The following is a 20,677-nucleotide window of genomic DNA, read 5'->3' on the forward strand; positions in this document are numbered from 1 at the left end:
TAAATCCCTTCATCACATAAACCGACCCAAAGCTGTTGTTTTTCATCCAAAAGACAGCAGGAAACCCCTGAAGGCAAACGAAAAGCACTTCTCACTCTTCCCTCTTCTGAAAAAACCTTTACCTTCGGCTCATACGATTCGTAATAAACGAAGACATAGCCATTTGCACATTGTTGAAAGAGCTGAATATCGCTGCATGTAATCTGCTCTTTCACTTTAAAATCCTGAACAACACCGGAAGGATCATAGATTGAAATAGTGAGATCATCTTTCACCCCTTTTCCAATGTAGACACGTCCTTGTGCATCGGCATGAAAAAAACAATCTTGGGTGTCAATGTTGATGATTTTATTCATTTTTAATTTTTTCATTTGTTATGCTCCCAGGTTAGAAATGAAGTGATAAGAATAAGCCATTTATTAACTATTAGTAACGGACAGCCTAGTTTCATTAACGTTTTGATATAAAGCTACTTTCCAATTCAGTCTTAAATCGCGATGACGTTGTCTTTTACATTTCGTCTGGCTGCTGTTATGTTCTAAGTAAGAAAAGAGAGGCTGACAACCTCTCTTTTCTTACTTAGTGTTCAATTGGTATGCATAAAACGATTGATCATCAAAGCGAACTGTTTCAGCTTCTATCGCAATTAACATGCTGTTCATATTTATAAGAAAATTAGCGTTTGAATGGTAGTGTTCAATGTTAGAATTCGACATGTTTCCGATTCCTTCTGGGTGATAACTGAGCTCAAATATTTTCCAATTATATTCTTCCGGATCTATTTTTTCCAATCTCATGTCACCAACATCTGCACTATAATGAGTGGATGCCACATTTTGAAATAATATCTTATGCGTATATTCACCTTCACCTTCAAAAACCTTGATATTAAGGGTGAGCTCTTTTTTAAACACATTAAAACCTAAATGAAGGACACTGCACCCCTCATCTATATAATCAACCCAATCATTAATTGTTTTGTACATTGTCGTCTCCTACCTCGTTTTAACCATTAACGCATTGCAACAAGCAGAAAAACTAATTACTCCGTATATGGTTTGATCCAATCATTTAAATCATCTGTTGAATGCAAATAAGCTTCAGGAGAATCTTTCAAATCAATCCCGCTTAGGAGGATTAACATATCCCAGACTCTATCGTCCTCTACCTCGGAATCATCAGCATAAACATAAGTGCCCGCCCAACCTGACACTTCTTCTCTTGTTGTTTGTCCATTTAAGACACTTTTGATTTTATTTATGCATTCTATTAGCTTTGGCTCGCTCAATTTGATCACCACGTATTCAAGTATTAAATGATTTATTAATAGTATGCAAAGCACCGTACTGATTAGATACATTCCAAAAGGATTCCTCCTAGGAAAGCATCTACCAATAAACAAGCTCGCAACCGTATTCCGTGTGCAATATACATAAACCAAACTGACACTCGGGCTCAACCAAAATAAAACTATGATTGAGAAGCCCTTTGTCGAACTCAATACATTCCAATAAGCCATCAAGGTGCTCGAGACATGTTCCGAAGGTACAAACTAATGCACCAATTTCGTTGCTGTATTGATGAAACAGCAGAACGTCCCTGTCATCATAGGCAACATAGGACTGAGATGTTTTCAAGATCAGCTGTTTCGCTTCCGTTTTTCCGAGAGCATCAACCTCACGGGTGTTGGCTGGTTTTGAATTTGATAAAACCATCTCAAGCAACTGCTTACTTCTCGGCAGATCAGCAAAGCGATAACTGAAGCCTCTTTCTGCGCAAGGGACTAGTTTATCTTTGATTTCGCTTTTCAACAAACGTCTTTTATTCTCATCGAGTTTTTCGATTAATCTTTTTTGCACGAGCCGCAATCCCTCCACCGTCAATTTCTCAAGTTTTTTCATTTGATTAATCTTTCTCTTGTTTTCTTTGTCATTTATCATTCAGATTTGTTCTAAAAAAGCTTGTATCGCTTATTGATACAAGCTTCATATTCTACTACTTAAAACTCACCTAGCGGGTTTTCCCCAAAACGCTCCCACAGTTTTGGAAACCTTTCAGGCAAATCTTCTTCTTCCCAATCCAATTCAATATCTTCTGGTTCGGCAAGCCCCTTTTGTTCAAGCGTATCTAAAAGCTCATCGTATACTTCATCATCCCAATCATCGTCACCAGTCTTCTTGTATGTCAACGCCTCTGTCGCCACCGACAGCAAGTCTTCATTTTGCGGATAGCCTTCCTCGTCAAGCGTTTCCTCCGTTATGTATGCTGCCAAATACTCGTGATCATCCAGCACTTTTTCGAATGTCTCTTTGCCCTGGGCAATCAGCCATCCGCGAAAATAATCAAACGTATCGTCTGAACAACCGTCCATGAGGATGTATGCTGCCGCCCATAGTGAGGACAGATAGCTTTTGTGCATAAATGTCTGAAGCATAAATTCAAAATCAACGATCTCATTGATTTCTTTTTTCAATAATTCATCACGTAGCCATTCATTAGGTTCTTCCTTGCTGCAAGCTTGGTCAATAAGCTGCCAAAAAGATATTTCATTCATTTGCTTTTCCCTCTCTGATATCCCTCTTATAGATCCCCGAGTCTGATATTGCATAAATAGCATTACTTGTCAGTTTCAGCTGTTGTACCGAGAGCTCCCGCCCGTCTGGACCACAGCACTTCACCTCTTGTATCGGCAGACTGACATCAGCCGGAATGAGGGACAGTGAATGTTCATCTTTGCATATCCAAAACCCGTCATCTGAAATTGCAAGCTGGTCATATACTCCAGAATATTCTTTATCAGAAACAATCCACACTCGTCTCACGTCCGTCTCATCAAATGCGGCAATGACTGTATAAGAGTAGTACAGCATGTATATCAGTCCATCTTTTTCTGCAAGTGCATAGCAGTCATCTACCACGGGCGCATATATTTCTGAAAGCTGTTGATCAATGTGAGTTTCCTTTAATTGTCCGTCTAAAGTGAAGCACAGCAAACTTTGTTCACTGGGGTTTTCGTCACCATAAATACCTTCATCACTTAAACCGGCCCATAGGTTTTGTTTTTCATCCAAAAGACAGCAGGAAACCCCTGAAGGCAGAGAAAATACACTTTGTTCTTTTCCATCTGCTGAAAACACCTTAACTTTATACTCATGCAGCTTAGAGTAAACAAATACATAACGGTCATCCGAACTCTGTTGAAACAATATAATATCCTCGCACAGAATTTGTTCATTAATTTCAAATCTCCGGATATCGCCGGACAAATCAAAGATCGAAATTATAATTCCTGTTTTATCCTTTTTCCCGATGTACATGCGTTCATGATTATCCACATGAAAAAAACAATCTTCATTTACTTCCTTTTTTATCTTGTTCATTATTAATTTTTTCATTATATCCCCCTAGTCTCTAGTACGTTAAGAACTGCCTTTAAAAGCAGCTCTATTACAAATTAATATGGAAAACTTGTTACTATTCTCCCATTCCTATCTCTTATAACTCGAACACGTTTAGTTTTTCTTTTATTACCATTCACTCCAACATATCTTTTAAAAGTCTTTTCGTAAACTGTACGACCATATTGTCCTTTACGTGCTTTCCCTGATCTTAATGTACTTCTTGTTGTTCGTTTCAAAGCTCTGTTACTCTTGAATTTCCCCTTTTTTCCATATTTTTTATCGGAGCGCTTTGGACCGTGTCTATCTTTTATATGATGCCAAGACTCTTTATTAAACCAACCTCTTTTTGCCTTATTAGCAAAACTATAAGCCCTCTTAGCACCCTTAAATATCTTCCCAGGCCCAAAGTTAGAAGCAGCTGCCCAAGCAGCACCTTTCCACCCTTTACCTGATTTATATGCCTTATACCCATCATAGGCTGCAAATCCGGCATTTACCACAAGCCATACCCAATGCCCATCCGGATCAACATTCATCACTGGGTTATTATTTCCATAAGCATACCCATTCTGATCCAATGAGTCTCCGTCGCTGCCCGGGTCTGGGTCGAGCGATAGGAACACGCCGTTTCTTGGCTCGTAGTAGCGGGCCATGAGATAGTACAGGCCGGTTTCTTCGTCGTATTGGTAGCCTGCGTAGCGGTAGCGGTTGTCTTTTACTTCATCACTTGCTTCGGTTTTTGTTGGATTTCCCCATGCGTCATATTGATACTTGGCAACGGTTTTTCCCGTGCTGTCTGAGATGGCAATGACATCACCGTGTGCGTTGTAGTGATAAAAATATTTCTTGCCATTTTCTGTGTAGGATAATAGCTGGCCGCTGTCACCGTATGTGTATGATTTTGTGACTTTGTTGTCCGCGTCCGTTTCATACAAGACGTTCAGGCTGTCTCCGTCGTAGAAGTAGTTCGTGACGTTTCCGTTAACGGTTTTTTGGATTCTGTTTCCTTTTTCATCATATTTGTATGTTGCGAACGGCTTGTCTTCGCCTTTTTTTGTAACGGCAGTCAGGTTATCCTCTGCATCCCACGTATATGTGAATTTGCCGTCGGATGTGCGGTTGCCGTTTTTATCGTAAGAGATGCTTTCCTCATTGACTTTTGTCAGCTGGTTCATGATGTTGAAGGAAGCGTTCACCGTTTTACTTGAACCATTTTTTACAGTTGTAACGGTTTTCCGGTTCCCGAATCCGTCATATGTGTATTCAATGACAGTACCGTCTTCATGGGTTTCTTTGACAAGCTGATTCAGCTTTCCATACTCATATTTCACCTTGCCGCTTGCTGAGCTGTTTATCGTTGTGCGGTTGCCGTTTGCATCGTATTCATAGCTTTCCGTCAGAATGCTTCCGCCATTTTTGTCGCCGATATGCAGCGAGCTTACAAGGTTTCTTTCGTCATATGAAAAACTTGTTCCGCCGCCGTTGCCCGTAATAAAGGTTTGGACGTTGCCATTTTCATCATAATCAAATGAATAGGAAGATGTACTATCTTTCATCTCAACCATTTGATCCAGTTTGTTATACGTAAATTGATTCGTTCCTTTTTGGTCCCCATGGCTCCATGAGAAGGTTTTCAGCTTATCGGAGTCACTAGGATATGTCCAAGTTTGGCTGCCGCCGCGGTCAGTCAATTCGGTTAAACGGTTTTTGTTGTCAAATGTCCGTTTCTTTGTGGTGTTCTGCTCTTTATTGACGACCGATGTTTCATTTCCATTTTTGTCATACGTGAAATTGTACTTTTCTGTACCGTTATACGATTTTGATTTCACCCGGTCTGTTCCATCATAAGAAAGAGACACTTCGTTGCCATTCGGTGAAATGGTTTTGGTTAGATTGCTGTTGGCATCATATTCACTTGCTAGCACATTACCCAGAGGGTCAGTTGTTTTGACAAGCTTGCCCATGACATCATATTCGTATTTATAGGTTTGATCTGCTCCCGCCCGAATGGTTTTGCTTACCTCATTGCCTTCCTTATCATAGCTGTGAAGGATAGACGTGCCGTTAGAGAGCGTCATGTTTGTCAATTGGTCTGCCTGATCATACGTATAGGTTGTTTTTTCACCTTTTGCATCCGTTTCAGCCGTTTTCTTACCAGTTTCATCGTAATCAGTTGAAGTAGAGTATCCTAGTTCATCTTCTTCCTTGGTCACATAGTTTCCATTGCTGTCATACGTGCTTTTTGTTAAAAGGCTTCCTTCAATCAGACGGATATCATCAAACCACGCTGTTCCTGTCGCACTTTTTTGGAACAGTATGCTGATATCGACTTTATTAATCGGCTTTGTTTTTGGTATAACAACAGCTGCACGGTTCCATTCCTGTGTTCCAGAAGGGAATTTCGCATTGTATACGCCTGTGCTTCCGTCCGCATAAGTAACATTAGCCTGCAAAGAATAGTCTTTTTCATCTGTGAACTTGACACTGCTTGCTTTCGACATGCCTGTCAGTGTGAGATAAACCGGTTTGTCGTTTGCACTTTGCCCTAAGACAATGGTTTGTTTTGTTACTGATCCAGCTTGGGACGCACTGGTCCGGGCAGCTTTTAATGATACTTCATCATTAAAGCCTTCTTCAGAATCAACGGATGCCCCGCTTGCGCTCCAGTTTTCCGTTGCCGCTGTGAAACTGCTGTTTTGAACTGGGTTATAGCTTGACGATACTTCGCCTTTTTCCAGCTGGACTTCATCAAACCATGCTTTTCCTTTGCCATCTTTATCTCTATGATCGACTTCCATATACACAACAGCTTTTCCTGCATTTGCTGGAGTCGTAAAAGTGATTTGCCGTTTTGTCCAGTCATTTTTCCCGGCTAGTGCACTGTATTCATTGTGAATCCATTGAATTCGTTTTTGATCTTTGTCTCGCAAATCAATGTTAAAGTAAGCTCTTGATTTCGCTAGATCGGTTTTGATTTTCCCGCTTAATGTATAGGTTGTATTCGGCTCCAGCTCAACTGTTTGAGTCGCTGACGAATACCCGTGATCTGTTCCGGCAGACGTTGATTGGCTCAAGACTTCCAACGCCTTTGATCCGGAAAGAATCCCGCTTTTATCGGCGATGACTGAGATTTTGCCGCTGTCTTTAGATGCGGTCAGATTCCAGCCGGATTTTTGCGCTTCAAAGCTTCCATCTTTCAGGATATTGGTTGAGGCTGATAACTCTTTGCTGGATTGAATCTGATTTCCGTATTTATCATAAACGGCTGCTGAAGATGATTTTCCGCTCTGATCGGTTTCGGATACAGCATCTAGTCCGTCATAGGCAATATCCGTGACATTGCCCTCGGTATCCTTCATCTTTGTGACATCGTTGTTTTTGTTGTATTCGTATGTCTCAGTTCCATATGCGTCTTTAACAGACGTAACGTTGCCATCTTTGTCATATTGATAGCTTTCCGTTGCTTTTCCTGTTCCGACGTCGTTTGGGTCTACATCTTCTACGACATTGTTGCCTTCATACTTTGTATTCGTTGTAATTTTTAACCCTTCCGCATCATCAATGACCTGAATCGGATTTCCCGCTTCATTATAGCCGTACTGTACTTTCCGGTCATTCGGCTGTGTCATGAGAAGCGTCTTTTTATCAGCATCATAGCTATAGACATATGTTTCTTTCTTAGCGTTAATCGCTTTATCGAGACGGTGCCCGCTATACTGATATTCGGTAAAGACAGGCTTTGCTTCGGTACTGTTGGCTGAATATTGTTTAACAAGGCGTCCTTCACCATCGTAGTCATAGCTTGTGACAGTCCCATCTGTATCCGTGACTTTCTTCAGCAAATCATTCTCATATGAGTAGGTGACTTTCTTATTCTTAGGTCCGGTGATGGAAGTCACATGGCCATTTTCATCATATGTGAATGTGAGCTTGCGGCCCGATGCATCTGTAATGGCTGTCAGTTGATTCTTGTCATTGTAAGTGTAGACGGTTGCATTGTTGTGGCCATCCACTATCTTTTGAAGCTTGCCGCCTTTTTTATTGAAATAAGCGTTTGTTTGATCCTTTGTTTTTAATATGAACTGATCAGCTGTTTCTGTTAATTCAAGATAGACACCGGTCGGCGGCTGATACGTGCCATCGGCTTTTTTAGTAAAGCGATGAGTAGTAGCGTCTTCATCAATATACATTGCCCCGCCGTCCGTCGAGATGACAGATGTTTCTGCATCAGCATACCAGCCTTGTCCAAATAAGTGATCGGAGCTGTCAAGACTGTTGTAGGTTCTCGATAAGCCAAGTCCCGGTCCGCGCCCGTCAATTGACAGATCCTCTTCATTCACAATAACATTGCCTGTCGCACCGTTTAACTGGCCGCTTGGGATATCAATGATAGACCAGTATTCTTCTGTTCCAAGGAATTCTGCGCCTTCATGGAACGTTGGGTTAAAGGGTGCTGTCGGAATCGTTTCACCATTCGCATCATAGGCGGAAAGAGTGAAGGAATAATTCTTCTTCCCTTTGTAATTTCCATTTGCATTGTTATAGACAGGTGACGGGTCAAGTGCCAATTCACGGCCTTTTCCGTCTGTATGCAGCTTGTAGCTTCCGGCTTTTATTTCCTCAGAAGTCGGCCAAATGTTTTTATTTTGGGTTGTCCAATGATCCACGTCCCCAACATCATAGGACTGATATTCTTTTCCGTTATAGATATTAATTTTATAGCCTTTCGCATTTTGAACCTTTTCCCATATCAAATTCACATAACCGGTTTGGCTTGATTTTGTGTTTGTATACACATAACCGGATAAGTTCTTTGGTTTAGCGATATCAGGAAGTGTCGGGTTGGCAGCCGGTGATGCAATGGCTTCGCCATCTTTGTTATAGGCGATTATTTTAAATGAGTAATTTTTTTTGGCTGCATCCCCACCGGCGTTTTTATAGGTTGGTCCGGGATTGATCGGCAGCTCTGCTCCGTTTCCATCCTTTAGGTGAAGAGCATATTTTCCCGCTTTAATTTCTGCACTTGTCGGCCAGATCTTTTTCCCCTTGGTGGTCCAAGACGTCTGATTTCCGAGATCAAGTGTTTCAAAGCCGTTCCCATTGAACACCTGAACTTTATAGCCAGTTGCACCGGATACAGCTTTCCAAGAAAGATCGAAGTATCCTGTGGCATTTCCATTATTAAATGCCTTTGTTGACGGTGCTTGTGCTTTCCCTACATTAGGGATAACAGGCTTTGCCGGTGCGGACATCGCCCCTTCTCCCTGATCAAAAATCGCGCTGACCCCGATCCAATAGTTTTTGCTTGTGGCATAGGTTCCGCCGGAGTTCTTATACACTGGAGATGGATCTAGCGCTAATTCAGTTCCGCCTTTTCCATCAAGGTGAAGCTTGTACTTACCGGATGAAATTTCTGCACTTGTCGGCCAAATGTTTTTCCCTTTTGTGCTCCAGGATGTCGTGTTGCCGACTGAGATCGCTTGATATTCTTTACCATTATAAATCCATACCTTATAGCCTTTTGCACCCTCGGCCTTTTTCCAACTGATATTGAAAAAACCAGTGCCGTTCCCGTTATTGTATGCCTTAACAGCAGGTGTGCTCGCCTTCGGGATGGTGTATGTCACTTCAATATAAGGCTTATTGTTTGAGTTCGCTGAGGAAATTAGTTTTTTCCAGTATTCCTTACCGTTTCCGTTTGCATGAAGCTTAAATCCATAATTGGCCCCGCCGGAGTTCCATGACTTTACAGCGGCGGTCACATCGTAACTCGCCCACTGTCCTTTATGGACGTCGGCTTTTCCGATATTTTTAGATGCCGGTTTGGTGTTCCATGTTACTTTTGCATGATCATAATTGCTGTTGACTGTATCCAGCCAAAGACCAGTTGCCTTTGTTCCATAATAGGAATGGGCTACGTATGTTTTTAATGTAGCTTTGCTGACTGTCATATTTTGAATCGGTTTTAAATTGTTAAATTTCATAAACGCATAATTGGTGCCTGTTGTTTTGTCGTAATAACCCGTTTTCAGCACATAGGCCTTCAGATTAGCATCCCATTTCTGCGAAGATGCCGAATAGTTGGTCGTCGGGTAGGCACTCATGACAAACGTATCTGATGAAACAGATAAAGACGTTGACGGGTCGATAGACACTGGATACACGCGTTCAGGGTCTTTCAGCCAGTTCTCGTCTGCCGTGAGATGAAGCAAATACCCTTCTTTATTCTTTTCCAGCTTATAGCTGACTTTTTCTGATCGTCCCACCTCGCCGGAAAGTTCATCCAGTTTTGAATCAGTCATAAAAGGTTTAGGCACAGAAAAAACAACTTTTCCTTTTTCATCAGAAAAATCTATTGATCCATCCTCTTGTTCTTTTGCCTGCAAATCGGTTTTCACCTGAAATGTAAATGTGTTGTATCCATCATACTGATGAAGGACTAAATCTTCTTTTATGTTTTCGTTGAATGTGAAAGTCTGAAGATCAATGTTCGGAAAAACATCCGGATAAACAATCTCATTACCATCAGTCTTATAATCTGCTGGAGTATCTTTCGGAGTAAGTGAAGTTTTATTTGGACCTTTTGCTTCTACAAGTGAATATGTAAGCTTGTGATCATTGTGCTCAAAAGTCGCATAAAGTCCGTTCTTCATTTGCTTTTGAAAATCTGAATTCAAAACAGCATTTTCAGTTTCAACTTGTTTGCTTGTCGTTTCTTTTAATTCAGGAGAAATCTCCTCCCAGTCTGCATTCGATGTTTCCTTTGTATGAATAGGATCAAGGTATACTTCCTGTTTATAAACACCGTCCCCTTCATAATAAAGCTTTGTGTTTTCCGTTCTTTCTGAGGTGATTTCTCCCTCTTTGTTTATATCCTTCTCATTAAATGGTACAGCTTTCTCTATTTGATCATTCTGAAGGGTTTCTTCCGGATCAGCAGTTGCGACACGATTTCCGGACTCTTCTTCTGAAGTTTTTGCCAGTACATCTACTGGCAATAATGAAATCATTAGCGCCAACACTAAACATACGGCAATGAATCTCTTAACGTTCCGCCTCTTTCTTTTTTTCATTTTCTCTCTCCTTTTGTAATAAAAGTAATATTTACTCAACAATGTTAACGTCACTGAAATATTATTACAATATTTTTCTAGAAAATTTATCTTATTTTAAGATTTAAACAGAGCAAAAAGACCCAAAAAACCAAAAAAAGGCCCATTTAAGGCCTTTACACTTTTTTCTATCATGATTGAAATTGTTCTAAATCCTTTTCTTCAGCAGCTGCATCCGCCTTCCCCTGCCTCCTGACAAGCGTCAAAGCCATACCCGCAAAGATCATTGCAATGCCGAGTGTCTGAAAAAGATCCGGGCGGAATCCCGTAAACACGGTATCGAGCACGATCGCGACAGCGGGGTCGAGGAAGACAATGACCGAAATAAATTTCGTTGATAAAAATCGCAAACTGTCAAAAAACAGCAAATACACAATACCTGTATGAATAATACCAGTGGAGACGACCATGATCCAGTTTCCCTGAGACAGGTTTGCAAAAGCGCCGAAGTGAATAAACGGAATCAGGATGATAACCCCTAAACCGGTTTGCAGGAAGGTGGTCGTGTAAGGGCTGAGGTTTTGAATGCCTTTTCCCAATAAAGTGGTGAACGCATAAAACAGTGCGGCGAGAACTGCCCATATGATCCCTGATCCCATCAGCTGTGTCAATGAAGTGCTGCCGTTAATCCCGGAAATCAGCGCCGTTCCAAGAAAGCAGATGATAATGGAGCTGACGGAGATCACATTTAATTTTTCTCTATAGATAATACTCCCCAGGAGAAGAACAAGCACAGGTGCAAGGTGGTATACAGAGATGGCAATTGTAACTGACGTTTCTTCAAAAGACTTAAATAAGAAGACCCAATTGAATACCAGAAAGAAACCGCATGCTAATGTTTGAAGGACTTCCCGCTTGCTCCATTTTTCAGTTTTATGCTGACCGGACGCCAGCCAGCAAAAGCTTAAAAATAATGTCGCGCACAGACAGCGAACGAATACCAATTCAAACGACGGCAGATTGGTATGCTCAGAGAAAAAGCCAATGGAACCGAAAATCACCATGGAAATGACCATTTTCAGCACGGCTGTTGATTTTTGTTTTTGTAATATGAGATTTTGCTGCATCAAATGCCCCCCAGTATAGCTATCTGCAGATATAAGAGAAAATCCTCTTTTTTACATATTGATACTATTATAAAGGAAGCAGTTCCACAAATCACCCAGAGTTATTTTACGAATCTATACATAAAAAAAGCGCCTTGTAGGCGCTTTTTTCTTCTTATCTATCGAACAATTAATACAGGACAAGTTGATAATTGAGACACTTTATGGCTGACGCTTCCAAGCATCATTTCTTTCAGGCCGCTGATGCCCCGGCTTCCGACCACGATCAGGCTGACGCCTTTCTCTTTTGCGGTATTTAAAATTTCGTGTGCCGGCTCTCCCTGTGCGTAAATGATGTCGGCTTGAACGCCGCTCTCGGCCGCTTTCGCTTTCGCGTTCTCAAGGATGTGTAAGCCTTCTTTTTTCACTTCTTGCCTGATTTCATCAATAAAATGTTCTGGTACATAGACAATCCCGGTCAGAGAAGAAGTCGCTACGACGGCTTCTCTCCCCACATGAAGGATGCTTAGTTCTGCCTGCTGTTCTTTTGCCAGATGCACTGCGGCATCAAGGGCTTTTGCACTCATTTCTGACCCGTCAATCGCAACTAACATTTTGTTAAACATACGCTTCCCGCCTTTCGGACTGTGGGTGGTTCATCTTTCTCTTTTATTGTCCGCCTGCTGTCTGTTATTGTCAATTGGGGTGTATGTTTATTCATAAAGTTGTCAGAGACTTTCTCCGTTTGTGGCAATGACCTGCTGATACCAGCCGAAGCTTTTTTTCTTGATGCGATTCAATGTTCCGTTCCCCTCATTGTCTCGATCAACATAAATGTAGCCATAGCGTTTTTTCATTTCGGCAGTGGACGCGCTGACAAGGTCAATCGGTCCCCATGATGTGTATCCGATTAAATCAACGCCGTCCGCAATGGCTTCCCGTGCTTTAATTAAATGTTCTCGCAGATAGTTGATTCTGTAATCGTCCTGGATCGTGCCGTCCTCGTCAACTTTGTCCACAGCGCCAAGGCCGTTTTCCACAATGAACAGCGGCTTTTGATAACGGTCGTATAAGGTATTGAGCGTGATGCGCAAGCCTTTCGGGTCAATCTGCCAGCCCCATTCTGATGATGTCAAATAAGGGTTTTTGACTCCGCCCAGCAGATTGCCTCCTGATTTCGCAAGATCTTCAGGATCAGTGCTCGCCGCCATGGACATGTAGTAGCTAAATCCGATGTAATCGACCGTATGTTTTTTCAACAATTCCTCATCGCCTTCAGCCATTTCAATTTCAATATTGTTTTCTGCCAGATAGCGTTTCATATATCCCGGGTACGCACCTCTTGCCTGCACATCTGAGAAGAAAAGTGTTTTGCGCTCATTCTCCATTGCCGCGAAGACATCCTCCGGCTTAGAGGTCATCGGATAGGTTGTTGTCGCGGCGATCATACAGCCAATTTTTGAGTCGGGAATGATCTCATGCCCCGCTTTAACGGCAAGGGCGCTGGCGACAAACTGGTGATGTGCGGCCTGGTACATCGCGTTCAATTGATGTTCTCCTTCTTCAAAAACAAGACCGCCGCCTGTAAACGGTGCATGGAGGACCACATTAATTTCGTTGAATGTCATCCAGTACTTCACTTTGTGTTGATAGCGTTTGAAAACAGTTCTGGCATAGCGTTCATAAAACTCTATGACTTTGCGGTTCTTCCAGCCGCCATAATGTTTCACAAGACCGAGCGGCATTTCATAATGAGAGATGGTCACGACTGGCTCAATATGATGCTTTAACAGCTCATCAAACAGATCATCATAAAATTTGAGACCTTCTTCATTTGGCTCCTCTTCATCGCCATTCGGAAAAATTCTTGTCCACGCAATCGAAGTCCGGAACGCTTTGAAACCCATTTCTGCAAATAAGGCAATATCCTCTTTATAACGATGATAAAAATCAATTCCGGTATGATACAGATTTAAAGAAGTCATCGATTCATCAAATGGAGACATGATGCCGTTCGGTGATACATCAGCTGTCGAAAGTCCCTTGCCGCCCTCGTTATAAGCACCCTCAACTTGGTTGGCAGCGACCGCGCCGCCCCATAAAAATCCTTCTGGAAATCGTTTTGCATTTGCACTCATTACAGTTCACCTCATCAGTTTATTTTTTAAGATAAAGCAAGCAGCGCTTCTTTTGTTTGAACCCTGCCGATTTCTTTTACCGGCGAAAATGAATATCGGTCTGTGTTAGTGACGATAACCGGGGTGATCACGTCATATCCAGCTGCTTTAATCTGTTCCAGATCAAAGGAAACGAGAGGATCTCCAGGCGCGACCTTGTCGCCTTCTTTGACATGAGCCGTGAACCATTGGCCCTCCAGTTTGACAGTGTCCAATCCAATGTGTATGAGGATTTCAGCTCCCTGATCACTCGTAATGCCAATGGCGTGCTTTGTTTTAAAAACGGTGGTAACGCTTCCATACACAGGTGAAACCACTTCTCCTTCTTCAGGCTCAATAGCAAATCCTTTTCCCATAATCCCGGCAGAAAACACTCCGTCATTGACTTCGCTTAATGCTTTCACTTCCCCTTTAATCGGACTGTGAATGATTTCTCCGCTGCCCTGATGACCATTTGTCACAGAAGGCTGCTGATTACTTTCAGACGGTATATCCTCGAATCCAATAAGATAAGCTGCCGCTGTTCCCGCAACAAACGCAATCACAAGACCAATTATCGCGTAAATAAACGTTGGGCCGATAAAGACCGGGATACTCGGCAGCCCTGCGTTGCCTCCGACAATGTAGGAAGCGACACCCGTAACGCCGTAAAATGCGCCGCCAGCCGCACCGCCAAGCAAAGCGGCCGCAAACGGTTTCTTCAAACGCATATTCACGCCGTACATCGCGGGTTCTGTAATTCCCATCAGCGCCGTCACACTTGTGGTAAGCGCAAGCGATTTAAATTTCTTATTTCTGGAGCGAAGAAAAACCGCAAAAGATGCGCCGGCCTGCCCCATATTCGCCAAAAACATGGCGGGCAGCAAATAATCGTGGCCGTTTTGCGCGATGTTGTTAATCATAATCGGCACCAATGCATAATGCATGCCCGTCATAATGATCAAAGAGAACGTTCCCGCAAGCAAAATCATCGCCACAAGCCCGGCATGATCAAATAAATAGTTTACGCCGACAGACAAGTATTCTCCTAAAATAGCACCCAGCGGACCAACTGTAATCAATGTCAGCGGCACGACAATCAATAATGTCAGGGTCGGAACGACAATCAATTTGAGAGAAGAATGCGTGATTCGGTCAATCCACTTTTCCACATACGATGCGATCCAAATCGCAAGCAAAATCGGGATGACCGTTGATGAATAAGTGGCAGCGGTTACAGGAAGCCCGATAAAGGAAATGCTTTTCCCTGAACTGAGCAGCGCCGTCAGATCCGGATGCAGAATCGCCGCTGCAATCGCCGCCGCTACATACGGATTGCTTCCAAACTTTCTCGCCGCACTCATCGCAAGCAGGAGCGGAAGAAAGTAGAACGCACCGTCACCAACAGCTGACAGAATGACATGGACCTGGCTTTCCTCCGCCATCCAGCCGAATGTGACCGCTAGCGCAACAAGCCCTTTGATCATACCTGCACCAGCAATCGCGGGCAGGATCGGTGTAAACACACCAGAAATCACATCAAAGACCGCACTCAGCACATTCTTTTTCTGGCCAGATGCCCCGGCGCTCTTTTCATCACTGAGGCTGCTGTTTTGCAAAATCGCCTGATACACCTTCGGCACATCATTTCCGATGATAATTTGAAACTGCTCGCCGCTGATATTGGTGCCCATCACACCCGGCAGCTGCTCCAATTGACTCCGGTCCGCTTTCGAATTGTCATAAAGATTAAAACGCAGTCTCGTCATGCAATGAATCACGCGCTGAACGTTTTCTTCACCGCCTACGAGTTGTAATATGTCTCTCGATAATTTATCATAATCCATGTGTATACCTCCTTTTTTTGGGGGAACCGGCTGGATGAAAGGTGGCCGCCTTTCTCCAGCTTTTTTGTATTTAATGCTGCATCACCTCCAAAATGAGAATAAAAAAAACCTAAATGACACAGATTGCGAGAGTCTCCTCCTGCACCTGTACCATTTAGGTTTTGCCTGCTTTCGCAGTAACAATCCTGACGGGTCGCTGTATTTGTTTTGTAGGTATACTTTAGCACTAGATTTATGGGATGTCAACGCTTTCATTTTTACTATTGACTAAGAGTATCGATTCTAGTACAAAGGTAATTATAAAGATTTAAACTTATTATTAACTTCAATAAAAAATTATTGTTATTAAAAAACCTTGAAAGGCATTTTTCCAATCAAGGTTAAGAATTGTTATCGTTTAAATTTTATTTAAAGACTTCTTTATTTGCACTATTACATTTTTTAGCCAATCAATTGGTTCTAAATTAAACGCAGGAAAATACACGCCATCTGCGCAAGATTGAATGTAATCATTTTTCTCATTATCTGAATGCTCACTTTCTATAAAATCCATTAAAAAGACAATAGCATCCTCCAAATATTCCTTACTTTCCTCTGCTAATAACTCTTGTAAAGCATCATCGGGAGATTCAATATCCTGATGAAATGGTCCAGCTAAAAACTGAAAAACAGGGTCCTCTTGTTTATTGATCGATAACATGTCATCTTGCTCCTTTAAGGGAGAGGTAACGGAATAATAATCCTGATAGATATTTCATTTTGGGGTAAATCTTTAAATCATTCATCATCTAATAAATCATAGAAGATCCTGGTTCTTCAAGTGTATGCTCACCCTTTAGAAACTCTATTTATATCCCTCTATATTATTTGATTTTTTTTATAAGTATTCTTTTCCTGAATATATAAATATCTAAAGGGAACAAAAAGAAAAATACACCATATGAAAAACCAGCAATCACATATAACTCTATATCGTGAACTTGATTGACCTTTGCTAACCAGGCTGTCATGATTTATAAAAATATTCCTGCTAGCGGCAAAACAATCTGAATGATTAATAACGATTCATTTATTTTTCTCAATAAAAATTTCTCATCTATTTTCTTCACTCTATTATCACCTTAAACTCAAAAGTCCGATTTCTTTAGGCTATGGCTCAATATTTAAAAGCCTTGAAAGGCTAATGCCAATCAAGGTCTCCTACATTTTTTGTTTTTTTTCTGATAATCCCCAGACACAAAATTCATAGTGATATTCTGTGCGTTCTATACATAATCCGAAATTAAAATCTTCTGATGAATGATATTTTTATTTACCTTTTTAGAATGAGGCGTTTTGACAACTGAATCGACTTTAGACTTTTCTTTCTCGGCTAATTTCTTCAACATCAACTCCATCGGTGATTCATCCGGCTGTTTCATTTGCGGGTTAATCGCGCCGAAGGTTTGGTTGATGTTTTCTTCTTCCTGTGATTTCAAGATGGAGCCGGTTTTGTATCCTGTGATTTCAATTTTCGGACCGGTGTACATGGTTTCGAGCTGGTCTATATATTTTTTCATCGTTTGAAAATCTGATTTTGCCGTTTCTAGTGCTTGAGTTTGCTGGCCGTCAAATTGAAAGATCTTATTCAGGGTGTCCGAAATCAGTCGCTCAGCCTGTTCTGTTTCCATCCGGAAAAAGGAGTCATTGACTGTCGGCAGGCTGACGATGTGGTCGATAGCTGATGTCTGGCGATTCACTGCGTCAGTGAGCTGTTCTGTCACTTCTCGTGCATGCTTGACCCCGTGTCTCGCGTCGTGTGAGAGAAAAGCCTCTGCGATCATGCCGTTGGAGTCAGATTCTACAGAGGAAATCGCATGCTGTGTTTGTTTCAGCACTTTTTTGTATTCGTCGATAAACATGCCAGAGAAAAGGAGAAAGGGTTTATGAATTAGCTTTATAAAAGATTATTTTTATTAAAAAACCTTGAAAGGCACTTTGCCAATCAAGGTAAAACAGTTACCACTACACTACTCTAAAGCTACTCACTAGGAAGCAAACCAGAGGGCCCTCAAAACCATTTAATTAAAATAGTTATGACGTGAGACTTTTATAACCAGGAATCTCTTCTAACATGAAAAACCTCTAGTTGTTTATCATATAACATGTGTATTAAATCCGAAATTGATTACAGTTCCGATATATTCATATTCTTTTAGTATAACTATAAGCGACTAGCCAACAACTCTTTTGGTGTTATCCTTGTAATTTAAAGTATTGAGCTAAATTATTCATATACTTATCATAGTCATCGTCTTTACATTTATTCATGATAGTCTCTACAGTAGAATTGACAGTTTTTATATTAAAATCTCTCATTATGAGATATCCATGACCTAATTCAATTTTTGTACTTTCAAGTATCTTATCCAATCTTTTAGGGCTAATAATATTAAAAGTAAATAAATCAGAAGCACCTGGTATATCAGGCAATCCTACGTCAAGTTCAAATGAAACGTAGAAATCATCAGCGTCCTCACCCCAATTTTCATAGTCTTTAGTTAAAGCTTTAATTTCTAACATAATTATATCCCACCTTTTAATCTAAAATATCAACATGTACATTTCTTAATTCTGTTTTTGATCCTACAACAGTAATTTCATTTTCAGTGAAGTTCGCTCTCCACATTTTTTCCTTTGGTTTATATTGCAATCTGAAAGCTCTCATTTTATCTACACTTTTGTACCCTAAAAAATTTCCTGCTTTATCATACATTTTTTCCGCTCCTTGACCAACCCAGCCTTTTCCTGCATCTAGTGCATTCTGACGTGTTGAGCTACCAAGAGTTGATAAACCTTTAGGGGAATTTTTTATTCCTATAACCGTTTGGGAAGAGCTTAAATTATCTACATATCCAGGATGCCACCACTTACTATTAACACTGCCTTTAGAAGGTTTCTTTTTTACGTCTCCCTTTATATCCTTCTCCACTACATGTTTAGCCACATCTGTGACAACACGCTTCCCGCCTCGGACCGCCAATTTTTTAACAGCACCCTGAGGGCTTACCCACTCAATAAATTCATATTGAGTTCCGGCAAGAAACGAATCAATTGGCTTAGCTCCGCCTACTTTATCCTCTGGAATGTAAGACACTTCTTCTAGCCGCTTTTTCCCTCCAGCGTAGAGTTCTCTCACAATTTGGCCGTTTTCATATACATAATATTTGCCGCCGACGTAGTCGATGCTTTCAGTATCACGAGTTAGTTCGTCAATCACTTCTATCGTATCTATCTTTTTTAATCCTTTATGATTATATAGTTTATCATTTATCACCCGTATGTCTCCATAGACTTTCGGGTGGGCTGCTGCTTCTTTCTGCAGTACCGTCAAGTTACTGTCATCACCATAAATCTCACGCTCGATCTTTTGTTGTTTGTCATCCATTATCACAGAATCAACGTTTGATTGCTTATGTTTCTCCAGTTTCTTCAACATCATCTCCATCGGTGAATCATCCGGCTGTTTCATTTGCGGATTGATGGCGCCGAAGGTTTGGTTGATCTTTTCTTCTTCCTGTGATTTCAAGATGGAGCCGCTTTTGTAGCCTGTGATTTCAATTTTCGGACCGGTGTACATCGTTTCGAGCTGATCGATATATTTTTTCATCGTTTGAAAATCTGATTTTGCCGTTTCTAGTGCTTGGGTTTGCTGGCCGTCAAATTGAAAGAGCTTATGCAGGGTGTCTGTAATCAGCCGCTCAGCCTGCTCTGTTTCCATCCGAAAAAAGGAATCATTGACTGTCGGCAGGCTGACGATATGATCAACGGCTGATGTCTGGTGATTGACTGCGTCTGTGAGCTGCTCTGTCACTTCTCGTGCATGCTTGACCCCGTGTCTCGCGTCGTGTGAGAGAAAAGCCTCTGCGATCATGCCGTGGGAGTCAGATTCTACAGAGGAAATCGCATGCTGTGTTTGTTTCAGCACTTTTTTATATTCGTCGATAAACATGCCAAAGAAAAGGAGAAAAGGCTTGTGACACTCCTCGTAAAAGGTCCGGATGGCATCTCCGCCTTTTCCTTTTAGTGCATCCTTCATGCCTGCCAGATGCTCAACGCTTTTTTCCAGCTTCTCCAGCTGCTGTTTCTGCTTGTCCAGTTTTTCAATCGTATGCTGAATGCCCTCGTGAAGAGCGTGGACATCTAATGTTTTCAATCCCTTGTCCTCCCGCGCTTTATTTCATGGAAGATGATATGTTTTCGTCCGTTTCCTTCATGGCGTTTACCGCGCTTTCCGTTTGTGCGATATGTTTGGCCAGAACGGATGCATATGCTTCAGTGAGCTCTTTGATGTCCTCATTTAATTGCTCGATGGACTTCACAACGTTTAAATGATTTCTGCCTGAGAGATGGCCGGGCACGGAGGACTTGAGTTCAGCTGAATTCTTGAGCTGAGAAAGCCCTTGCTTCACTGTGCCATAGACCATTTTGATTTCCTGTGCCAATTGTGCTCACCTCACTTTTTATGTTTTTCCTTCTCTATTTCATGCTCTATTCTCGTAATTTGGCGTCTTATGGAATAGACGTCTCCCTCTAATGAGTGGATTTTTCCTTCGATGCTTTCGATGATACCGCTGACTTGATCACTTTTGATTTGCTGATATGCTTTGTTCATTCCTTCACGAATATCTTCAAACCGCTCCGCATGTGTTCCTCTCCATGCCTCTCGGTTAAGGTGAGGCCGGTGAATGAGATGCTGGGCCTCAGAAAAATCGTGTTTGATTTGTCTGATTTCGTGCAGCACTCGTTTTAATTGATGGATCTGTTCCTGTTTTTCATGTAAGTCGGCTTTTACCGAATGTAACAACATTTCACTATGCATGCCGCAACACCTCGTGTTTCTATCAAACTGTGTAAATTCTTTACAATACAGACTATTTTCATATTACATGATGGGTCATATTGGATAAATAGGTAAAAAGGTTTGTCTTAGAAAGAGTTACACCGGTTCTAAATTGCTAAAAACTCTATGTCTGCAATTTTACAGCGGGGATAACAAGCACAAGGAGGACTTTAAGTTTAGGTCTTTAAACTTATTCCCGTTCTGTTTTTTTCTTCCGTTGGACTTTTGCTTAT

At 41.6% G+C, this 20,677-nt stretch carries 15 protein-coding genes and 2 pseudogenes; all 17 read right to left on the reverse strand.

Going from position 1 to position 20,677, the window contains the following annotated elements; genetic code table 11:
• Positions 1-44 precede the first annotated feature (44 nt).
• A pseudogene (locus tag NSS75_RS21090) lies at positions 45-371 on the reverse strand (DNA-binding protein); the annotation flags it as partial.
• 204 nt (positions 372-575) lie between these two features.
• Positions 576-986: a hypothetical protein gene (locus tag NSS75_RS21095; protein WP_263463437.1), complete on the reverse strand. Its 411-nt coding sequence runs from the start codon at positions 984-986 to the stop codon at positions 576-578.
• Between the two features lie 56 nt (positions 987-1,042).
• The gene (locus NSS75_RS21100; protein WP_263463436.1) at positions 1,043-1,360 is read right to left on the reverse strand and encodes a hypothetical protein; all 318 of its coding nucleotides are present in this window, start codon (positions 1,358-1,360) and stop codon (positions 1,043-1,045) included.
• A 28-nt stretch (positions 1,361-1,388) separates the two neighbouring features.
• The gene (locus tag NSS75_RS21105; protein ID WP_216394757.1) at positions 1,389-1,859 is read right to left on the reverse strand and encodes a hypothetical protein; all 471 of its coding nucleotides are present in this window, start codon (positions 1,857-1,859) and stop codon (positions 1,389-1,391) included.
• A gap of 140 nt (positions 1,860-1,999) precedes the next feature.
• Positions 2,000-2,554: a DUF4240 domain-containing protein gene (locus tag NSS75_RS21110; protein WP_168749160.1), complete on the reverse strand. Its 555-nt coding sequence runs from the start codon at positions 2,552-2,554 to the stop codon at positions 2,000-2,002.
• A complete protein-coding gene (locus NSS75_RS21115; protein ID WP_339234932.1) occupies positions 2,547-3,395 on the reverse strand; it encodes a DNA-binding protein in 849 nt (282 codons plus the stop codon). Before NSS75_RS21115 ends, NSS75_RS21110 begins: the two co-directional genes overlap by 8 nt.
• Before the next feature lie 59 nt (positions 3,396-3,454).
• Complete coding sequence (locus tag NSS75_RS21120) at positions 3,455-10,474, reverse strand: DNRLRE domain-containing protein (RefSeq protein ID WP_339234935.1); 7,020 nt, start codon at positions 10,472-10,474, stop codon at positions 3,455-3,457.
• 170 nt (positions 10,475-10,644) lie between these two features.
• The gene (locus tag NSS75_RS21125) at positions 10,645-11,580 is read right to left on the reverse strand and encodes a DMT family transporter (protein ID WP_101864244.1); all 936 of its coding nucleotides are present in this window, start codon (positions 11,578-11,580) and stop codon (positions 10,645-10,647) included.
• A gap of 158 nt (positions 11,581-11,738) precedes the next feature.
• Positions 11,739-12,185 carry a universal stress protein gene (locus NSS75_RS21130; protein WP_024123397.1) on the reverse strand — a complete coding sequence of 149 codons (447 nt, stop codon included), beginning with the start codon at positions 12,183-12,185 and terminating at the stop codon, positions 11,739-11,741.
• A 102-nt stretch (positions 12,186-12,287) separates the two neighbouring features.
• Entirely contained in the window at positions 12,288-13,697 is a 1,410-nt protein-coding gene (gene bglH, locus NSS75_RS21135) for an aryl-phospho-beta-d-glucosidase (protein ID WP_339234941.1), read from the reverse strand.
• A 26-nt stretch (positions 13,698-13,723) separates the two neighbouring features.
• Positions 13,724-15,562 (reverse strand): beta-glucoside-specific PTS transporter subunit IIABC, encoded by a 1,839-nt coding sequence (locus NSS75_RS21140; protein ID WP_339234944.1) that lies wholly within the window; start codon positions 15,560-15,562, stop codon positions 13,724-13,726.
• Positions 15,563-15,959: 397 nt separating this feature from the next.
• Entirely contained in the window at positions 15,960-16,262 is a 303-nt protein-coding gene (locus NSS75_RS21145) for a contact-dependent growth inhibition system immunity protein (RefSeq protein WP_185848441.1), read from the reverse strand.
• Positions 16,263-16,860: 598 nt separating this feature from the next.
• Positions 16,861-17,502 (reverse strand): annotated as a pseudogene (locus NSS75_RS21150) (T7SS effector LXG polymorphic toxin); the annotation flags it as partial.
• A gap of 295 nt (positions 17,503-17,797) precedes the next feature.
• The gene (locus tag NSS75_RS21155; RefSeq protein ID WP_014481380.1) at positions 17,798-18,124 is read right to left on the reverse strand and encodes an Imm8 family immunity protein; all 327 of its coding nucleotides are present in this window, start codon (positions 18,122-18,124) and stop codon (positions 17,798-17,800) included.
• 16 nt (positions 18,125-18,140) lie between these two features.
• Positions 18,141-19,757, reverse strand: a complete 1,617-nt coding sequence (locus NSS75_RS21160; RefSeq protein ID WP_339234949.1) for a T7SS effector LXG polymorphic toxin — start codon at positions 19,755-19,757, stop codon at positions 18,141-18,143.
• A gap of 19 nt (positions 19,758-19,776) precedes the next feature.
• Positions 19,777-20,046, reverse strand: a complete 270-nt coding sequence (locus NSS75_RS21165; RefSeq protein WP_044160050.1) for a YwqI/YxiC family protein — start codon at positions 20,044-20,046, stop codon at positions 19,777-19,779.
• An 11-nt stretch (positions 20,047-20,057) separates the two neighbouring features.
• Positions 20,058-20,423: a DUF5082 family protein gene (locus NSS75_RS21170; protein WP_009968400.1), complete on the reverse strand. Its 366-nt coding sequence runs from the start codon at positions 20,421-20,423 to the stop codon at positions 20,058-20,060.
• Positions 20,424-20,677: the final 254 nt, after the last annotated feature.

Origin of the sequence: Bacillus sp. FSL K6-1012, assembly GCF_037964915.1 — a bacterium.
Lineage (GTDB): Bacteria > Bacillota > Bacilli > Bacillales > Bacillaceae > Bacillus > Bacillus halotolerans.

What these genes read in the sequence shown, in the direction of transcription:
- NSS75_RS21095 (WP_263463437.1), bottom strand. Translation starts at nt 986, where the DNA reads ATGTACAAAACAATTAATGATTGGGTTGATTATATAGATGAGGGGTGC.
- NSS75_RS21100 (WP_263463436.1), bottom strand. Translation starts at nt 1,360, where the DNA reads ATGTATCTAATCAGTACGGTGCTTTGCATACTATTAATAAATCATTTA.
- NSS75_RS21110 (WP_168749160.1), bottom strand. Translation starts at nt 2,554, where the DNA reads ATGAATGAAATATCTTTTTGGCAGCTTATTGACCAAGCTTGCAGCAAG.
- NSS75_RS21115 (WP_339234932.1), bottom strand. Translation starts at nt 3,395, where the DNA reads ATGAAAAAATTAATAATGAACAAGATAAAAAAGGAAGTAAATGAAGAT.
- NSS75_RS21120 (WP_339234935.1), bottom strand. Translation starts at nt 10,474, where the DNA reads ATGAAAAAAAGAAAGAGGCGGAACGTTAAGAGATTCATTGCCGTATGT.
- NSS75_RS21125 (WP_101864244.1), bottom strand. Translation starts at nt 11,580, where the DNA reads ATGCAGCAAAATCTCATATTACAAAAACAAAAATCAACAGCCGTGCTG.
- NSS75_RS21130 (WP_024123397.1), bottom strand. Translation starts at nt 12,185, where the DNA reads ATGTTTAACAAAATGTTAGTTGCGATTGACGGGTCAGAAATGAGTGCA.
- bglH (WP_339234941.1), bottom strand. Translation starts at nt 13,697, where the DNA reads ATGAGTGCAAATGCAAAACGATTTCCAGAAGGATTTTTATGGGGCGGC.
- NSS75_RS21140 (WP_339234944.1), bottom strand. Translation starts at nt 15,562, where the DNA reads ATGGATTATGATAAATTATCGAGAGACATATTACAACTCGTAGGCGGT.
- NSS75_RS21145 (WP_185848441.1), bottom strand. Translation starts at nt 16,262, where the DNA reads ATGTTATCGATCAATAAACAAGAGGACCCTGTTTTTCAGTTTTTAGCT.
- NSS75_RS21155 (WP_014481380.1), bottom strand. Translation starts at nt 18,124, where the DNA reads ATGTTAGAAATTAAAGCTTTAACTAAAGACTATGAAAATTGGGGTGAG.
- NSS75_RS21170 (WP_009968400.1), bottom strand. Translation starts at nt 20,423, where the DNA reads ATGCATAGTGAAATGTTGTTACATTCGGTAAAAGCCGACTTACATGAA.